Source organism: Aquaspirillum serpens DSM 68 (assembly GCF_000420525.1).
In the GTDB taxonomy this organism is placed as follows: Bacteria; Pseudomonadota; Gammaproteobacteria; order Burkholderiales; family Aquaspirillaceae; genus Aquaspirillum; species Aquaspirillum serpens.
This window is the reverse complement of the sequence record NZ_ATVC01000058.1, coordinates 1-17,253: the sequence shown is the minus strand read 5'-3', so window position 1 is coordinate 17,253 and position 17,253 is coordinate 1. Positions and strand designations below refer to the sequence as shown.

The following is a 17,253-nucleotide window of genomic DNA, read 5'->3' as shown; positions in this document are numbered from 1 at the left end:
GTGACCAGATTGTATTTCACTTTCAGGCTTGGCAGTTTCAGCTCTTTTTTCAGTGCTTCAACCACTTTCAGCTGCAAGTCGTGGGAGTAACCAATCGGCTGGGAAGGATCATTCCCGAGGTAAGAGAACGGAATCGAGGCATCACGGTGACCCAAGACGACAGTGCCCGAGTCTTTGATTTTTTTCAGCGTGCCGGTTAATTCTGCTGCAAAGACCGGCGTCGATAATACGGCAGCAGCGATAGCAGCCAAAGCGAAAGGGGTAGTACGCATGAAAGAAAACTCCTCTTTTTGTACGAAATAAGCCGATTGTTCTGAGTCAGGCTTTACACGCTCTATAACGCAGAATCTGTGCCAATCTTGTTATAGCGAACCAAAGAAGAGAAAAAACACGATAAAACAAGAGGTTAATTCAGGATGGTGGTGGCCGTGTGATGGCTAGCCACCTCTTTGGTAGTCGATATTCCGAATTTTCTTGGGTTAAATTGTTCGGAATTCCGAACGTTATCGTGCGGCAGACGCTGCCAACTGCGCCACGGCATAGGCTGCTGCCGCCATGCCAAAACTGGCTGTCACCATCATGCTTGAGCCAAAACCAGCGCAATTCAAGCCACTGGCGGTGGTCGTAGCACAGCTTTGGGTGGGATAGCGTAAGACTTCGGTGGAATAGACGCAGGGGACACCAAATTTTTTCTTGAGATCACGTGGAAACCCATGATGTTTACGCAGTTGGGCGCGCAATTTGGCGGCAATGGGATCTTGGGTGGTGCGGCTTAAATCATCGATGCAAATTTTGGTCGGGTCGATTTGCCCGCCCGCCGCCCCACTGACAATTAAAGGCTGTCGTTGACGCTGACACCACGCAATCAAAGCGACTTTAGCGCGGACACTGTCAATTGCATCTAAGACAAAATCATAACACGGTGCTAAATAGCGTTCTAAGTTATCGGCCTCGACAAAATCTTCAATCAAATTAACGCAACATCCCGGATGAATCAGCGCAATCCGTTCCGCCATCGCTTGTACTTTCGGTTTCCCGAACTCACCACTGATAGCATGAACTTGGCGATTCACATTCGACTCGGCGACATTATCCAAATCGATCAAGGTTAGTTCACCGACCCCTGTTCGCGCCAACGCTTCAGCCGCCCACGATCCCACACCACCAATGCCAATCACACAGCAATGCGCGGAGGCAAGGCGCTGTTGCGCCGCCTCACCATATAAACGACCAATGCCGCCAAAGCGACGGTTGAAATCAGGTTCAGCGTGTGTAGTGGCTACCATGTTCGGCGAATACCTATACTAAAGGCATGACTGTTGACATCGAATAGTTCGAGATTGGCATTTTATCGGCTGACTTCAATACTGCTCAGTGCCTGCCAATCACGAGATAAGGGATAACGATATTCTGCGCGAGCCGTCCAACGTTGGACTCGGCGAGCGAGGCCATTGGCTAATAAGGGGCTATAGCTGCGATCATCGCGTTGTAAGCTGTAGTTCAAATCAGTATCCAATACACCACCAGCCAAGGGCCAACTGGCTGCTGCACGCGCTTCAAGACGCCATTGGCCACCGCCGGCACGCCGGCGGGCGGCATCATCACGTCCCGCACGGAGGATAAAGCTGGTGCGCGCCTGATGATGACAGGAAAGCCCAACAGACAGCGCCGCAAAACGACCATCTAATTCTGGGGTTTGTGGATATTGCCGCCACTCACTGTCCCAACCCACCCGTGGCCGGCAGTCTGCCCATTGCCAATCTTGTGCCAACGAGATCCGCGCTGAACGGTAGAGTGTTTCGCCGTTGTAATGCAAAAAGCTGCTGCCAACAGACAATAAGGCATCCCCTAGTGTATTGGGATGAAGATAGGCCGCGACGGTATCAATTTGGGCATAGTCCACACCGCGTACACTCGGGCTATGACGTAGGCGCATATCACCGTAAAACAAGAGACTGCCGCCCGAATCCAAGGGGTGGGAAAGATCACCATTAAACTCTAGGCTGGCCGTGATACCGCTTTGCCGGCGGTAACTTTCTGCCAATAACAGCGGTAAATTGCCATCAGGTAAGGTAAGTGTCAGTCGGTCAATACGTGGGGCACTGGTTAAATTGCTATCGTAGCCCAAACGAGAAGTTAGATACGCTCGACTGAGCCAAATATGCCCCAAGGCTTGATAACGCGTTTGTAAAACTGACTCCAGATGGGGAGGGAGGTCAGGTCGAGCGAGGACTTCTTGTAATAACTGACGGGCGGCCCGTGTTTCACCTAAGTTGGTTAAAGCTTCGGCATAATCAATTTTTGCTACCATCAATTCTGGATTAAGCAATAACGCTCGCTCAAGCCGATCGGCAGCATCGTGTGGACGATTGAGGGCATTTAACAATGCACCATGCCATGCTAAATAATGCGCATCACGCTCACAACGCGCAGCATAAGCCGCCACCGCTTGTTCGCGTTGTTTAAGTTCTTCCCATGAATGGGCTGCAGGGACACCGACGCCATGAGGACAGGACAGACTTTCGGCATACAACAGAGGAGAAGAAAGAAGGACGAAAAAATTAATCAGCCAAAGCAGGCGCATAAACACAATGCGGATGTCGCAGTCCTTCGAGTAAGAAAAAGCCCTGCGAGACCACGCTGTTTGGGGTTAATCGCGCGGCCAGACCAGAACCAAGTAAAATGGGTTGTGCCAATTCTGGCGTGAGCATTTGTAGTCGTGCGGCTATCGTGACAGTTTGACCCAAAGCGGTGTGGGCGCGGCGCGTTGCCAGACCAAATGAACCGACTAGGGCTTCACCACTTTCAAGCCCCATCCCTAGTGCCAAAGGTTCGAGACCATATTGCTCCACCTCTGGCAACTCGGCTTCGACTGCAACCAACAAAGCACGAGCCGCAGCCAAGGCATGGATCGGATGATTGTCGCAACGAGAAGGCGCATTCCATACCGCCATGACGGCATCACCTTGGAATGCCTCTACCACACCGCCATAATTCTCTACGATACGCGTGGCACAAGTAAAGAAATTATGCAGCAACGTCGCCGCTTCCTCCGGTGGTCGGTTCTCACAAAAAGCTGAGAAATTACGAATGTCAGCAAATAACACCGTGATATCGCGGCGTTCGGCTTCGATAGTGCTGGAAGGTCGTTTCAGCGCCAGCGTGTTCGCCACCGGTGCGGGAAGATAACTGGTGAGATTAGCAAATAAGCGTTCACGCTCGAAACGGGTACGAGCATATTCAACCAGTGTCAGCAACAAGCCTGCGCTGATAGCAAACCCAGCCGGAAACACCCATCCCAACCACAGTTGTTGTTGTAATAACAGGTGTGCTTGGATGAAGTAACACGCTACTCCCAAAGCTAAACCAGTCATTGGCAACACCACCATTGCCGCCCGTCCGCGCCAAGTTGATAGCGCCAACAGCATCAGGGCGATTGCCAACACGGCAAGGTGTTGCATGACCGAGGCACCAAGCGGGGTATAAGGCAGACGTTGATCTAATAAAGCCGATAACCACTGGGCATGCACCCCGACTCCACCCACCGCGCCACCGTGCGGCGTTGGCACGGCATCACCGATACCAAAAGCGGTAGCACCAATTAACACCCAACTACCACGCAGCAAATCATCTGGCACTTTGCCATGCAAAATATCAGCAGCTGAGACCGAAATAAACGATTCGGGACTTAACAAATACGACAATCGCGCATTGCCTTGTCCATCTAATGGCAATCGCCATTCTGGAGCTTCAGGGCTAGTGAGCCACTGCGCCGGAGATAACCAATTCTCACCGGCGGATAAACTGAGTTGAGCCGGCAATTTCGCTCCTGCCAAAATGGCGGCGAGACCTAAGGCCGGATAGGCTTGATTTTGATAACACACCAAGGCAGGTAGTTGCCGAATCATACCATCTTGAGCAATGCGAGGTGTGATATGTCCTGCATTCACGCCTTTTAACAGCGGGCTGTTTGCCACATAACCCCGCGCCTGTGGCAAGGTAGCACACGCAGGTTGATGCAAGGCGCCCTGTAAGGCACCGGCTTGAGCGGCGGCGCCTTGGTCAACGGCAAACACTTGCGCCAGCACCGAAGGGGTGTGTTGCAAGGTCGCAGCAAATACTTCATCACCCTCGCGAGGCTCTGGAAATACAATATCGTAGATATGCAATGGACTGCCAAGATCGGTTAACCGTTGGCTTAATGCCGCCATGGTGTCGCGTGACCACGGCCACGGCCCAATCTCAGCCAGACTCTTTTCATCAATATCGACAATCACAAAACGGCGCTCGACCTGATGCTCTGCACCAAGACGCCAAATTAAATCTCCACCACGTTCGTCGAGATTTCGAACCAAATGGGGAAACCAATGCTGCACAAGCAGCAGACACAGATAGGCCAGTACAAGCGCAGAAAAACGACCAAGCCAGCGTGCCAGTTGTTGCTGTCGAGACATGGAATTAACGCACCGGCTGACTTAATGTTGCAAACGTATCGGCACTTTTCTGCAATACCTCGGGCTTTTTCCACAACGAGATACCATCAAAGCGACCTTGTTCCACCACTCGCTCAAAGCGATAAGCGGCTTCGGTCCCTGCACCACCAATCGCCCCAGAAATCGCCCCATTGCCCGAAGAGCCAACAAACAAACCTTGTTCGTTAATTTGACCTGACGACAAAAAGCCAACGGAACCGGTATCGCGGTGGTGTAAGTTGAGTTGCGTACTGTATTGCGCGGTATCAAAGTTGATCGATAAATTGCCGCCATCCACACGGGCTAACTGAGCTTGGTCACTGCCAGTTGGGCGATATTCAGCAAATGCCCCTTGCAATGAAAACTCGGTTTTGCCGCCGCCAGCTGGAAAGATCGGTTGTTGTTTATCGCGCATCAGGGTATAGCGCAAATTGCCTAACAGTGGCGTACGACCTTCTCTAAACTCCGCCAGCGGTACAGACACCACATCACCAAAGCTCGCCTCACCCAAACGCCCCCAGACCAGCGCCGGACCAGTGATAGGCTTGTCTGTCGGCTCTTTTGGCTTTAAAACCACTGCGCTATCCAGTGATTGAGTGATGAGAGGTTCTGCCAGCGAATCGGTACGGCGGTTGCTGGTATTGGTGTTGGCTGCCGTATTCGCTGTCGTGGCACTGCTACGGCTGTTAGTTTCTGGCGCACTAATCCCTTCGGGATTGAGTAGATCATTCAGGGGTACTAAACGGGGATTGAGTTGACGACGCTGTAACTCCAACATCACATTACCCATATCTGCGGCAAGCTGTTGTGCTGTTTGAGTGGCGCATGGGCCAAAGGCATCCGCACGACACCCTTCTCCCAAAGGCGCAACCACGATAGCCCCTGAATGAACCGCCGCACGCAGGCGCTCGCTATCAGCTTGGACCACAAAATCAGTCCCGCGTACGCCAATTGCCGCAATGGGGGTGTTTAAACGAAAACGATCTCGTGCCGCCTCGCCCCATTGGCCAGTGATCGAACGGACAGTGCCTTGTTCAAGCTTAAATTTAATGGCGGATTGTTCACTGTTTTGTGCATTGTGGCGGTAATCTTCGATCACCAATCGGCTACCGGGCCTAACACTCACAAAAGCGCCATCGACAAAACGGATGTGGACATGGCCGCCTTCGCTGGTTTCAATGCGATCGCCGACTTTAATACTCATACCACGGTTGAGGATTTGAGCTTGACCCTCGGCAGTGATCTGTTTGTTATTGCCGATGACTAAAGTGGCTTCTCCCACTGTTGAACCCGCCCAAACCGCATAGGGCGTTAAGGCAAGCAACAGACTTACGGTAAGCGGGGCAATTCGCGCAATCATGGCAGTGCCTCACAGCACAGGGACTATAACAGCCAGATTATGGCGTAACCGTAGGGAAAAAGATGTGACTGGGCGCACATCTTTGAAAAATGCCTTAAGCATGAATTACTTAAGAAAATTTTCTGTTATAGTCGCCCCATTTTTACGGCCGCCAGCTTGGCCCCTCAATGCCAGTTCACGTTAATTTTCTACATCGTTTTGCCCTTCTTCGCGATTTGCCGGCGACCACGCTTGAGCATCTCGCGGCAAATATGACTTTGCAGTCGTTATCACGACGCGAGGTGGCGTTGTCACGGACTGAAGTTGGGCAGGGGTTGGGATTTTTGTTAGAAGGCCGTTTGCAAGGTGTTGATTTTACTGTTGATGGGCGCGAGGTGGGTTTGTACTTCGTTGAACAGGGAGACTATTTTGGTGAACTATCGGTTGTAGATGGTCAAGCAGGTGCCGAATTTGTGATTGCAGTGGCCAAGTCTCAGGTTCTATTTTTGCCACGCGATCTTGCTCGTAGCTTTATTTTTGCTTCGCCAACAGTGGCAGAACAAATGATGTTGCGTTTAGCACAACGTGTGCGGGCAGTGACCGCGCAGCGCATTCTGTTGTCGCTCCCCAACCCATTTCAACGCTTGTGTGCTCAACTTCTGCAACTGTCTGGCGAAGGTCAGCAAACGGAAATCAGTCATCTTCCAACACAACAAGAGCTGGCGATCATGATTAACACCAGTCGTGAGACCGTCACTCGCTCCTTTCAGTTACTACAAACAAAACAAGTGGTCAGTCGTGAGGGTAATCGCCTCACAGTGCATGATGTTCGCTTTCTGCGCGAGATTGCAGAAGGTAAAATCGACCCTCCAAAAAATTAACTTTAACTGGTACGCTTAATGCATTTACCTACACTTTCTTTTTTCTTGCCGTTTCGCCATCGTACCTTGGTCTGGCAATTTGCCCGTCGTGAAGTATTAGGGCGTTATCGTGGTTCCCTGTTAGGGATTGGGTGGTCGTTTATCACTCCATTATTGATGTTGGGGGTCTACACCTTTGTGTTTGTCGGTGTCTTTAAAGCACGCTGGCCAGGAGCGGAACAGGGTGGTGGATTGGAGTTTGCGCTACAAATTTTCACGGGCTTAATGGTATTCAACTTGTTTGCTGAAATTGCCAGCCGCGCACCACGACTGATTATTGAGCAACCCAATCTGGTAAAAAAAGTGGTGTTTCCACTGGAAATTTTACCGTGGATTAGTGTGCTTTCTGGGCTGTTTCATCTTGTCCTCAGCTGTTTGATTTTATTAGCCGCAACACTGGTGCTGCGACAGCATATCCCTTTCACGGCACTGGCATTACCGTTTGTTTTGTTGCCTTTCTTACCCTTTTTATTGGGTTTAGGGTGGCTGTTCGCAGCACTTGGGGTGTTTGTACGGGATGTGGCACAGATGATGGGGCTGGCCGTGAATGTAGCGATGTTTCTTTCACCGGTGTTTTATTCAGCCAAGGCACTTTCAGCGCAGATGCAGTTTTGGATGCATCTCAATCCGTTGACACTCATTATTGAGAGCTTGCGCGCTATTTTGTTGCATCAACAATGGCCAGACTGGGCTGGCTTGGGCCTGTATAGTCTGATGGCCATGTTGTTCTGTATTGCCAGTGGTCTGTTTTTCCAAGCGACACGGAAGGGATTTGCTGATGTGCTCTGATATCGCAATTAAGGTTGATAATATTAGTAAAAAATATACGATCTATAGTCGTCCAATTGATAAGTTATGGGACGTTTTGGGAATTAGTCAGTCTCCAGGTGGTCGTTCTTTTGCTGCGTTAGAGAATGTTTCTTTCGAATTAAAACGTGGTGAGGTCTTAGGGATTGTTGGCTGTAATGGTGCAGGAAAATCAACGTTATTACAGCTAATTTGTGGAATTTTACAACCAACTACAGGTTCTATTCAAATTAACGGTCGAATCGCTGCATTATTAGAACTGGGAGCTGGTTTTAATCTTGAATTTACTGGCAGAGAAAATATTTATCTGAATGCATCAGTGCTTGGGTTAAAGAAAGACGAGATTGATTCTGAATTTGAGAAAATAGTTAACTTTTCAGAGTTAAGAGATTTTATAGATCAGCCAGTTAAAACATATTCGAGCGGGATGCTAGTGCGTTTGGCATTTTCCATTGCAACGAGTATTGATCCTGACATTCTAATAATTGATGAAGCGTTAAGTGTTGGGGATGGATTATTTGCCAAAAAATCTTTTGACAAAATCATGAAACTTAAAAAAAATGGCACCACCATTTTATTCTGCTCTCATGCAACTTATCAGGTTGAAGCTTTGTGTGATAAGGCGATTTGGATTGAGAAAGGAAAAATAAAGCTTCATGGAAAAAGTTCTGAAGTAATTAGCAGTTACTCCTCTTTTCTAAACAGAAATATGATTAAAAGCGAAAAAATTGATAACAGACCCAATCTTAACCAGGAGATAAGCGTTCCAACTATATTAAGTGCTAATATTAACCAGTACTCTCTACTAAAGTCAGCCTCAGATTTAATAATTGAAATTCAGTTAGAGATACCTGAGAAAGCCCATCCCCCTACCGTGGGAATATTAATAACCAATTCATACGGAATTCAAATCTCTAGCGCTCTTACTTATACCGACAATTTTCAAATAACACAAAAAGACAAAAAAATTTCTTGCAAATTCCCAAAAATCAAACTGTACAAAGGGAGTTATATTATAGATATATTTTTAATGTGTGAAAAGGCTATTCATGTATATCAGCATATTAGAAGTGCAGCTGAGTTTGAGGTAGAGCAAAAAGATATTGCTGTAGGATTGGTTGAGTTAGAACATGAGTGGTATTGAAATTAGAAAGCAGGAGTAAGTCATGATGAGTGTCAGACTAATAAAAAAAATACTTTATCAATACATAATGCCAGGATTACAATTGCTCCCTGAAAAAGTAGGATATTGGGGATCGGGTAAAGTTATGCGCCGCTATGTATGGCAATATGAACGTAACTGGGTGCTGAATTATCAGTACGGTTTAAAGATGGCTTTTCCAAATGCAAAAAATACAAGTCAATGGACCAAGACACACTTTGGACTCATGGGAAGAGAAGCTTTAGATGCCTATAAAATAAGCAAGGTATACGGAAAATCAAATTTTTTACAAGCAGAGTTAGACGTATGTGATTTGGAAAAGTCAAATCCTTCGAAAGGAAAATTAATAATAATGGCTCATTTGGGTAGACCAATTATACTAAGTAGTAAACTTGGGCTATCTGGATATAAAGTAGGTATGCTTAGTCAAGTTATTGACGAAAGAAATCCTCATCTTGATTTAGTAACAAAAAAATTTCTCCAATTTAAAATGTTTCATACTGTACGATTAGCTGGTGGACGTTGGGTCACAACGGCAGACAACTTGAGGCTGCTCTATAAAGCTTTGGAAAGTGGCGAAACCATCATCATGATGATGGATCTAGTAGAACCGAATACTCATAGACAAATAAAAGTGCCATTCTTAAATGGCCAATTAAAGTTGCCCCCCGGCATTGTACGAATTGCCGAAAAAGCAAGTCCAGAAATTTATTATGGGGAGGCAAAAGATAATGATAATTATGTGTTGTGTCGTCTACTGAGACTATCAGATAATCCTGTAGAGGCACTAACTCAAGCAGTTAAAGAGCTTGAAAAATGTGTAGTAGAGCAACCTTGGCAATGGTGGCAATGGAATAATTTACCTCTCTTATGGGAAAAAAATAATGAATCAAAGTCCTGAATGTTTAATGCCTAAGCAAATACGCTTTCCATTCTCTTGGGTTGGTCATATACCTTTCATAATATGGCTTATGCCTAGATTAAATCCTCAAAAATTTGTTGAACTAGGGACACACTCGGGCAACTCATATTTAGCAGCTTGTCAATCGATTAAACAACATGAACTAAATACCTACTGTTATGCAGTTGATACCTGGCAGGGTGATGTTCATGCTGGTCAATATGATGAGGATGTGTACAAAGTTCTGTGCGAGGATCATCATCCTAACTACGCGAGCTTCTCGACTTTGATGAGGATGACTTTTGATGAGGCATCAAGCCAGTTTGAAGATAAAAGTATTGATTTACTCCATATTGATGGGTTGCATACTTATGATGCAGTAAAACATGATTTTTACACCTGGCTTCCAAAATTAAGTGATAACGCTGTTGTATTATTTCATGATACTACTGTCACTGATAGAAACTTCGGTGTCTATAAATTTTGGGATGAAATTAGAATTCAATATCGCTATACATTTAACTTCACCCATTGCAATGGACTTGGGGTTCTATTTTTTAATCGGCCATATAATAACGACTTACTAAGTTTTCTGGATTTAGATATGAATGAAACCTGGAGCAATAGGTTTGCTAGATTAGGTGATCAAGTTTTATTCCACGCATGTTTTAATCATGTTTTTTCTTCTGAAAAAAACCTCTCCTTTGAGAAAAAGCAACTTATTAATTTGTACGATTCTTTACTGCACGAATACAATTTAAAAGTTCTAGAATTAGAAAATACACATACAAATAAAAAAAATGTTTTTAAAAAAATTAAAACTAAGATCAGAAGAATAACAATGTAGTCACATTAGCTATTAAGGAAAGGTTTTTACATGAGTTTAATTAATCCATCCGTTAGTGTAATAATACCATCTTTCAATCACGAAAAGTTTGTCGCCGAAGCGATAGAGAGTGTTCTCAATCAATCATTTACTGATTTTGAACTCATCATTATTGATGATGGTTCAAAGGATAGATCTATCGGGATTATCAGAGAATTTGTAAAAAAAGACCCAAGAATAAAATTCTTTTCACAAGACAATCAGGGATCGCATTCAGCCATTAATAAGGGAATCTCCTTATCTAATGGAAAATATGTTGCTATCTTGAATTCTGACGATCGTTTTCATCCAGATAGACTAGCAATATTAGTTGATACTATCAAAGAGCAGCAAAAAAAATTTTTGATCACTGCTGTTAATCTAATAGATCAAGAAGGATCTATCATTGAGGATGAAAGTCACTGGTGGCTCAATAGCTATCAAAAATCTATCAATCAATATATAGATTTTGGTTATAAAAAGGCAATAAGCAATACTAATTTCAGTGCTTCAACATCCAACTTTTTTTTTGAAAAAGAATTTTACTTAAAAAAGATTGGTCCTCTAAGACCTTTAAGATATGTCTTAGATTGGGATTACCTGTTTAGAGCAGTTTATATTTCACCAGAAAATTTTTTCTTTCTATTCGATAAAAAACTGTTAGATTATAGAATTCATGGTAACAATACTATATTGTCTGGTTCAATTCGCGCCTCACTAGAAACAAATGCTTTACTAAAAAGGATAACCATTGCTTACGTCCCTGAAGCAGAACCATATATATTAAACATTAAGAAAAATCTTAGATTTCTACATAGAGAACATCTACTGTTTAAGCAATCCGAAGCTAATCAATATTTTAATGACTCTCAAGCATATATAAAAAAACTAGAGAGGGTGATAGCCGAAAAGGATCAAGCCTTATCTATTTTTCAATCTAGTTTTTTGATTAGAGCCATTGCATTTTTTAAGAGAAAATTGGTAATTAGAAATGAAAACAAAAATTGACGTTATTGTCCCTATTTATCGAGGATTAGAAGAAACTAAGTCCTGTATTAGAAGCATAGTAAACTCTGAGATTAAAACATCTTTTATAAAACATCTTTTATTAATTAACGATTGCAGTCCTGAGCCTCTCTTAACGGACTGGTTAAGAGAGCTTACTTTGGCTGAGGTGGAATTAATCTTAATCGAAAATCAGGAGAATCTCGGCTTCGTTGCTACTGTGAATAAGGGGATGTCACTTTCTTCAGAAAGTGACATAGTTCTTTTAAACAGCGATACTGAAGTAGCAAACGATTGGTTAGATCGATTAATGAATGTTGCTTATTCAGATAAAAAAATTGGTACAGTAACACCATTTTCTAATAATGCGACCATTTGTAGTTACCCAAAATTTTGTCAAGACAATGATTTACCAAATCATCTTGGGGTTGATCAATTGTTGATCAATTAGATCATATATTTTCTAATTTCAAGTTAGCAGCAATAGATATTCCTACAGCAGTTGGCTTTTGCATGTATATAAAAAGAAGCTGTTTAGAGACTGTGGGTTTATTTGATGTTGAAAAATTCGGTAAAGGTTATGGGGAAGAGAATGATTTCAGTTGTCGTGCATATAAAAAAGGCTGGAGAAATGTCTTAGCCTGTGGTGTGTTTGTGTGGCATAAGGGGAATGTAAGTTTTGGTGACTCACACAATACAAGAAAGCAACAAGCTCTAGATACTCTCAGACATCTGCATCCAGAGTATGATGCTCTAATACAAGAACATTTATTAGCTGATCCAGCAAGAGAATATAGAATCTTAGCAGATATAAGAAGATGGAAATCACTCCCTTTGCCAAAAATTCTTTTTATAACACATAATCGTGGCGGCGGAACAGAGCGTCACTGCCATGAGACAGCTGAATTTTTACATCAGGACGCAATATTTTTTTCTGTCAAACCAGTCCATGCAGAAAAAATTGTTTTCGAAGCATACTCTTCTTCAGAGTTTGCAAAAATGTTTTTTAACTTGGCAAAGGATAGAGATAGTGATCTTTTTTCAAAATTAATACAAGAAATAGGAATTAATTTAGTTCACATTCATCATTTTTTAGGTGTACCAAAGCAACTATTAAGATTAGCCAAAGAAATCAATGTGCCTCAGTATTTTACTGCTCATGATTACTATCCTCTATGTCCAAAAATAACTTTGACAGGTTCTAATAATCGTTATTGCAATGAACTTGGTGAAGCTCAATGTAGAGAGTGCTTAAAAACACATCCAATCCCTGAAGAGCAGGATATAATTACATGGCGAATCACTTCCAAAGAAATTATTGATAATTGTGACGTGGTTATTACACCGAATAAGGATGTTGCAATTAGATATCAAAAATATTTCGGGTGTCAATCTGAGATAATTCCTCATATTGACTTGGCGAAAACGAAGTTACCTCCTGTACAGCTGAGTGAACCTAATAAAAAACTCAAGGTTGGAATTATTGGAGCTCTCTCCCCAATAAAGGGAGCAGATTTACTCGAGAGTGTTGCGGATATTGCATTTAAAAACAATAGTGCTATTGAATTCTGTTTATTTGGTTACGCATACCGACAGCTAAAAAAATTGCCAAACTTAAGCATAACAGGAAAGTATGATGAGGAAGATCTACAATCATTAATTAGTAATTGGAAACCAGATATTTTTTGGTTTCCCGCCTTATGGCCAGAAACATATAGCTATACATTAAGTGAAGCACTTAAAACAGGACTACCGATAGTTGCAACAAACATTGGAGCAATTAATCAACGTCTAGAGGGAAGACCTTACTCTTGGGTACTACCGTTCGAAAGTGAACCTGTTGTTTGGTTAAATTGGTTTGTCGAGTTTTCTCTTGGAAGAAAAATTTACATCCAAAAAGAAATTTCGCAATCAACGACAAAAGATCCAGAGTCTTTTTACAAAGTAGAGTACTTCAAAAAAGTAACTTTCTTAGATAAGGAAAACAATAAAGACATTCATCTATCAATAGATGAAATAAAGTTAACTAGAAAACCTTCAGCAAATTTAAAAGAAAAAATAAAACAGAAAATATTATTTTTATTAATTAAACTCAGAGGCAGTTTTCTTCTTAGAAAAATTGTGAAGCATATCCCCATGTCTTGGCAGCGCCATATTAAGAGCAAATTGATTGGTTAACTGAAAATGGACTTTTTTCCTCCTCGCCGTCTTGCTGTAGCGCCCATGCTTGATTGGACAGATCGCCATTTCCGGCGCTTTTTTCGTGAAATTTCCCGCCATACTTGGCTCTATACCGAAATGGTGAATACCGGCGCTGTGTTGTATGGTGATGCAGCACGACATTTACGCTTTAGCGAAATCGAACAACCTTTGGCGCTGCAACTCGGTGGTTCAGAACCCAAGGATCTGGCACGCTGCGCGAAATTAGCTGAACAATGGGGTTATCAAGAAGTTAATCTCAACGTCGGTTGTCCTTCTGAACGGGTACAACGTGGGGCTTTTGGGGCTTGTTTGATGAAAGAGCCTGACTTAGTCGCTGATTGCCTCAAAGCGATGCAAGATGCCTGTACGCTGGATATCACGGTCAAACATCGTATTGGGATTGATCAAGACGAGTCGTATCAGGTGCTATTAGATTTTGTCGGGCAGCTTGCCGAACAAGGGTGCCGGACATTTATTGTTCATGCTCGGAATGCAATCTTGAAGGGGCTGTCTCCTAAAGAAAACCGCGAAATCCCGCCATTAAAATACGACTATGTGTATCAATTAAAACGGGATTTCCCACAGTTAGAAATCATCATCAACGGTGGCATTAAAACTTGGCAAGACACCGAACAACATTTGCAGCAAGTCGATGGGGTCATGATTGGTCGTGAAGCCTATCACCAACCGTGGCTGTTCCATGATGCTGACACCCGCTTCTTTGCCGCAGCACATAACCCAAACACTTCGCGTCAGGCAGCCTTGCACGCCTTCCTGCCCTATGTCGAAAACCATCTTGCTGAGGGAGGTAAAATGCGCGACATTGCACGCCATCTTCTTGGTTTAATGACTGGGGTAGCAGGGGGACGTAAATTCCGTCAACTGTTGTCGGATGCAACCCAGTTAAAAGATGCCGACGGCCAACTTCTGCTGCGCGCCGCCCAGCTCTGTGCCGACTAAACCCTCTCTCGGATGTGTGACACCATGCTAACTCAACTGCTTCTTGCCTCAAACAATGCAGGCAAACTGAAAGAATTTTCAGCACTATTGGCACCACTCGGTATTTCACAAATTGTGCCACAAGGGCAATTAGGTATTCCCGAGGCTGAAGAACCCTATGGGACGTTTATTGAAAATGCCTTGGCCAAAGCACGCCACGCTAGCCGCTTGAGTGGCTTACCTGCTTTAGCTGACGATTCCGGTTTATGTGTAGATGCACTAGGCGGTGCCCCTGGGGTGCTGTCTGCGCGTTATGCTGGTGAACCCAAATCGGATCAGCGCAATAACGAAGCGCTATTAGCAGCACTCGATGGCACGGAAAATCGGCAAGCACATTATTACTGTGTTTTGGTGCTGGTACGTTCGGCAGAAGACCCGCAACCGATTATTGCCGATGCCGTCTGGCGGGGTCATATTTTACCGGCAGCACGCGGTGAAGGTGGGTTTGGTTATGATCCACTGTTTCAAGCGCAGGGTTACGAAATCAGTGTGGCAGAAATGGCCAGTGCGGAAAAAAATCGCATCAGTCATCGCGCTCAGGCCTTAGCGCAGTTGGTTAATCGTTTACAAGCGTTGCAAAAATGAGTGTTTCACCTTTGCAGTTTCAACGCCCCGAGCATCTTACCCAGTTGAGCAGCCTGCCGCCGTTGTCGCTGTATGTGCATATCCCGTGGTGTTTGCGGAAGTGTCCCTATTGCGACTTCAACTCTCACGTGCTGCCGCAAGGCTCCGAGGCAGAAAAACTCGCCTTAGAGACGCGCTATATCGATAGTTTGATTACCGATGTCGAATTGGCCTTACCCTCGATTTGGGGGCGGCGAATCAGCAGCATTTTCTTTGGCGGTGGCACGCCAAGCCTGTTATCTCCAGCAGCCTTAGACCGGCTGTTATTGGCTTTACAGGCGCGGCTGAAAATCAACCCCGATGCAGAAATTACGCTCGAAGCCAACCCAGGTACTTTTGAAGCAGAACGCTTCCGCGCCTATCGCGCTAGCGGCATTAACCGCCTGTCGATTGGGATTCAAAGTTTTGATCCAGAAAAATTACAGCGTTTAGGTCGGGTTCATGACGGTGAACAAGCGCGGCGAGCCCTTGAGATTGCCGGCCAGCATTTTGATAACTTCAATGTCGATTTGATGTATGCCCTGCCAGCACAGACGTTGCCGCAGGCGGTGGCCGATATCGAAACCGCCTTGAGTTTCGGCCCAACCCATTTGTCTGCTTATCATCTGACACTTGAGCCGAATACCTTATTTGCCGCCCAACCACCGGCAGAGTTGCCCAACGATGAATTGTCAGCCGATATGCAACAGGCGATTGAACAACGCTTAGCGCAAGCAGGATTTGAACACTACGAAACATCGGCCTTCTGTTTACCGCACCACCCTAGCCGCCATAATTTGAATTATTGGACCTTTGGCGACTATCTCGGCATTGGCGCCGGTGCCCATAGTAAACTGTCTTTTCACGATAAAATCGTGCGCCAAATGCGTGTCAAACAACCACAGGCTTATTTAGAAGCGATTGCCGCAGGGCAGCCCCTACAAACGGATCATGTGATTGCTGCGGATGATTTGGCTTTTGAATTTATGATGAATGCTTTACGACTCAATCATGGCTTTGCCAAAAGTCTGTTTCACGAGCGTATAGGGCTGTCGATCAGTGCCATTTTGTATGAGCTAGACGCAGCACAGCAACGTGGTTTATTGACGCATACCGCTCAAGATATTATCCCGACCCAACAAGGGCGGCGTTTCTTGAACGATTTACTGGCTATTTTTCTTCCCGACTGACATTCCCACAAGGAGTAATTTTGATGAGCAAAACCATCATCCATACCGAACACGCCCCAGCCGCTATCGGCGCTTATTCGCAAGCGGTGCGCGCTGGCAATACTGTCTATTTGTCGGGTCAAATCCCGTTAGATCCCACCACGATGCAATGTGTTGAAGGGGGTTTTGCTGAACAAGCCCACCAAGTGTTCAAAAACCTGCAAGCGGTGTGTGAAGCCGCCGGTGGTTCGTTGAATGATATTGTGAAGTTAAATGCTTTTTTGACCGACTTATCCAATTTCGCCATCTTTAATGAAGTGATGGCGCAATACTTTACCCAACCTTATCCCGCCCGCGCTGCCATCGGCGTTGCTAGCTTGCCACGCGGTGTGATGGTCGAGGCGGATGGGGTGATGGTATTAAATTAATTTTTTTTCTTTCAGTAAAAAATCAAACCACCCTATCAGGGTGGTTTTTTTATGCCTTCAATATTAAATTATGACAGCACGACCTTCTTTTTTAACGGTTTCAGGTGGAATACTGTTGGAAAAAAACCAACATAATGTTCATGTAACATAATGATTTTTATTGATTTTATAATTTTTAGAATTGGATTTTCTTTATCAAAAGCTAAGGTATAGCATTGGAAACAACGATATTTGAATTGGGTTATTGATAAAAATCAAAAACTTAACCATGAAATTAGCTAGGTGCTTTTTTCATGGCTGTTAACGCAACTGAAGTTCTGTATTTGACCTCTGGCCTGTTCAAGGCTGTTCCTTCCAAAGCAATCTTGACCGACTTGGTTA

Annotated in this window: 16 protein-coding genes and 1 pseudogene; 12 read left to right on the top strand and 5 right to left on the bottom strand. The window is 44.4% G+C overall.

Annotated elements, in window-relative coordinates; translation table 11 throughout:
- The 5 genes and pseudogenes from G465_RS0110465 to G465_RS0110445 form a co-directional block, all read right to left on the bottom strand.
- Positions 1-272, bottom strand: a pseudogene (locus G465_RS0110465) (amino acid ABC transporter substrate-binding protein); the annotation flags it as partial.
- A 231-nt stretch (positions 273-503) separates the two neighbouring features.
- Entirely contained in the window at positions 504-1,286 is a 783-nt protein-coding gene (gene tcdA, locus G465_RS0110460) for a tRNA cyclic N6-threonylcarbamoyladenosine(37) synthase TcdA (RefSeq protein WP_022654414.1), read from the bottom strand.
- 62 nt (positions 1,287-1,348) lie between these two features.
- Positions 1,349-2,584 carry a tetratricopeptide repeat protein gene (locus tag G465_RS0110455; protein ID WP_022654413.1) on the bottom strand — a complete coding sequence of 412 codons (1,236 nt, stop codon included), beginning with the start codon at positions 2,582-2,584 and terminating at the stop codon, positions 1,349-1,351.
- Complete coding sequence (locus G465_RS14475) at positions 2,562-4,454, bottom strand: CHASE2 domain-containing protein (protein ID WP_022654412.1); 1,893 nt, start codon at positions 4,452-4,454, stop codon at positions 2,562-2,564. Before G465_RS14475 ends, G465_RS0110455 begins: the two co-directional genes overlap by 23 nt.
- A gap of 4 nt (positions 4,455-4,458) precedes the next feature.
- Positions 4,459-5,832: a FecR family protein gene (locus tag G465_RS0110445; RefSeq protein ID WP_022654411.1), complete on the bottom strand. Its 1,374-nt coding sequence runs from the start codon at positions 5,830-5,832 to the stop codon at positions 4,459-4,461.
- A gap of 167 nt (positions 5,833-5,999) precedes the next feature.
- Between G465_RS0110445 and G465_RS14470 the strand changes: the two genes are divergently transcribed.
- From G465_RS14470 to ridA, 12 genes are all read left to right on the top strand, one after another.
- Positions 6,000-6,692, top strand: a complete 693-nt coding sequence (locus G465_RS14470) for a Crp/Fnr family transcriptional regulator (RefSeq protein WP_081642761.1) — start codon at positions 6,000-6,002, stop codon at positions 6,690-6,692.
- A gap of 18 nt (positions 6,693-6,710) precedes the next feature.
- A complete protein-coding gene (locus G465_RS0110435) occupies positions 6,711-7,520 on the top strand; it encodes an ABC transporter permease (RefSeq protein ID WP_022654409.1) in 810 nt (269 codons plus the stop codon).
- Complete coding sequence (locus tag G465_RS0110430; RefSeq protein WP_022654408.1) at positions 7,510-8,682, top strand: ABC transporter ATP-binding protein; 1,173 nt, start codon at positions 7,510-7,512, stop codon at positions 8,680-8,682. Before G465_RS0110435 ends, G465_RS0110430 begins: the two co-directional genes overlap by 11 nt.
- A 22-nt stretch (positions 8,683-8,704) precedes the next feature.
- Positions 8,705-9,601: a lysophospholipid acyltransferase family protein gene (locus G465_RS0110425; protein WP_022654407.1), complete on the top strand. Its 897-nt coding sequence runs from the start codon at positions 8,705-8,707 to the stop codon at positions 9,599-9,601.
- A complete protein-coding gene (locus tag G465_RS14465) occupies positions 9,585-10,448 on the top strand; it encodes a class I SAM-dependent methyltransferase (protein WP_022654406.1) in 864 nt (287 codons plus the stop codon). Before G465_RS0110425 ends, G465_RS14465 begins: the two co-directional genes overlap by 17 nt.
- Positions 10,449-10,478: 30 nt before the next feature.
- Positions 10,479-11,474 (top strand): glycosyltransferase family 2 protein, encoded by a 996-nt coding sequence (locus G465_RS15170; protein WP_022654405.1) that lies wholly within the window; start codon positions 10,479-10,481, stop codon positions 11,472-11,474.
- Entirely contained in the window at positions 11,458-11,922 is a 465-nt protein-coding gene (locus G465_RS15165) for a glycosyltransferase family 2 protein (protein WP_052165440.1), read from the top strand. Before G465_RS15170 ends, G465_RS15165 begins: the two co-directional genes overlap by 17 nt.
- A gap of 92 nt (positions 11,923-12,014) precedes the next feature.
- Complete coding sequence (locus G465_RS14455) at positions 12,015-13,649, top strand: glycosyltransferase (protein WP_162138828.1); 1,635 nt, start codon at positions 12,015-12,017, stop codon at positions 13,647-13,649.
- A 6-nt stretch (positions 13,650-13,655) separates the two neighbouring features.
- Positions 13,656-14,633 (top strand): tRNA dihydrouridine(20/20a) synthase DusA, encoded by a 978-nt coding sequence (dusA, locus tag G465_RS0110405; RefSeq protein WP_022654404.1) that lies wholly within the window; start codon positions 13,656-13,658, stop codon positions 14,631-14,633.
- A 24-nt stretch (positions 14,634-14,657) separates the two neighbouring features.
- The gene (gene rdgB, locus G465_RS0110400) at positions 14,658-15,257 is read left to right on the top strand and encodes an RdgB/HAM1 family non-canonical purine NTP pyrophosphatase (protein WP_027405388.1); all 600 of its coding nucleotides are present in this window, start codon (positions 14,658-14,660) and stop codon (positions 15,255-15,257) included.
- On the top strand, positions 15,254-16,465 hold the full coding sequence (hemW, locus tag G465_RS0110395) for a radical SAM family heme chaperone HemW (RefSeq protein WP_022654402.1): 1,212 nt from the start codon (positions 15,254-15,256) through the stop codon (positions 16,463-16,465). The genes rdgB and hemW overlap by 4 nt, the downstream gene beginning before the upstream one ends.
- Positions 16,466-16,488: 23 nt before the next feature.
- A complete protein-coding gene (gene ridA, locus G465_RS0110390) occupies positions 16,489-16,872 on the top strand; it encodes a deaminase RidA (RefSeq protein ID WP_022654401.1) in 384 nt (127 codons plus the stop codon).
- The last annotated feature ends 381 nt before the right edge of the window (positions 16,873-17,253 follow it).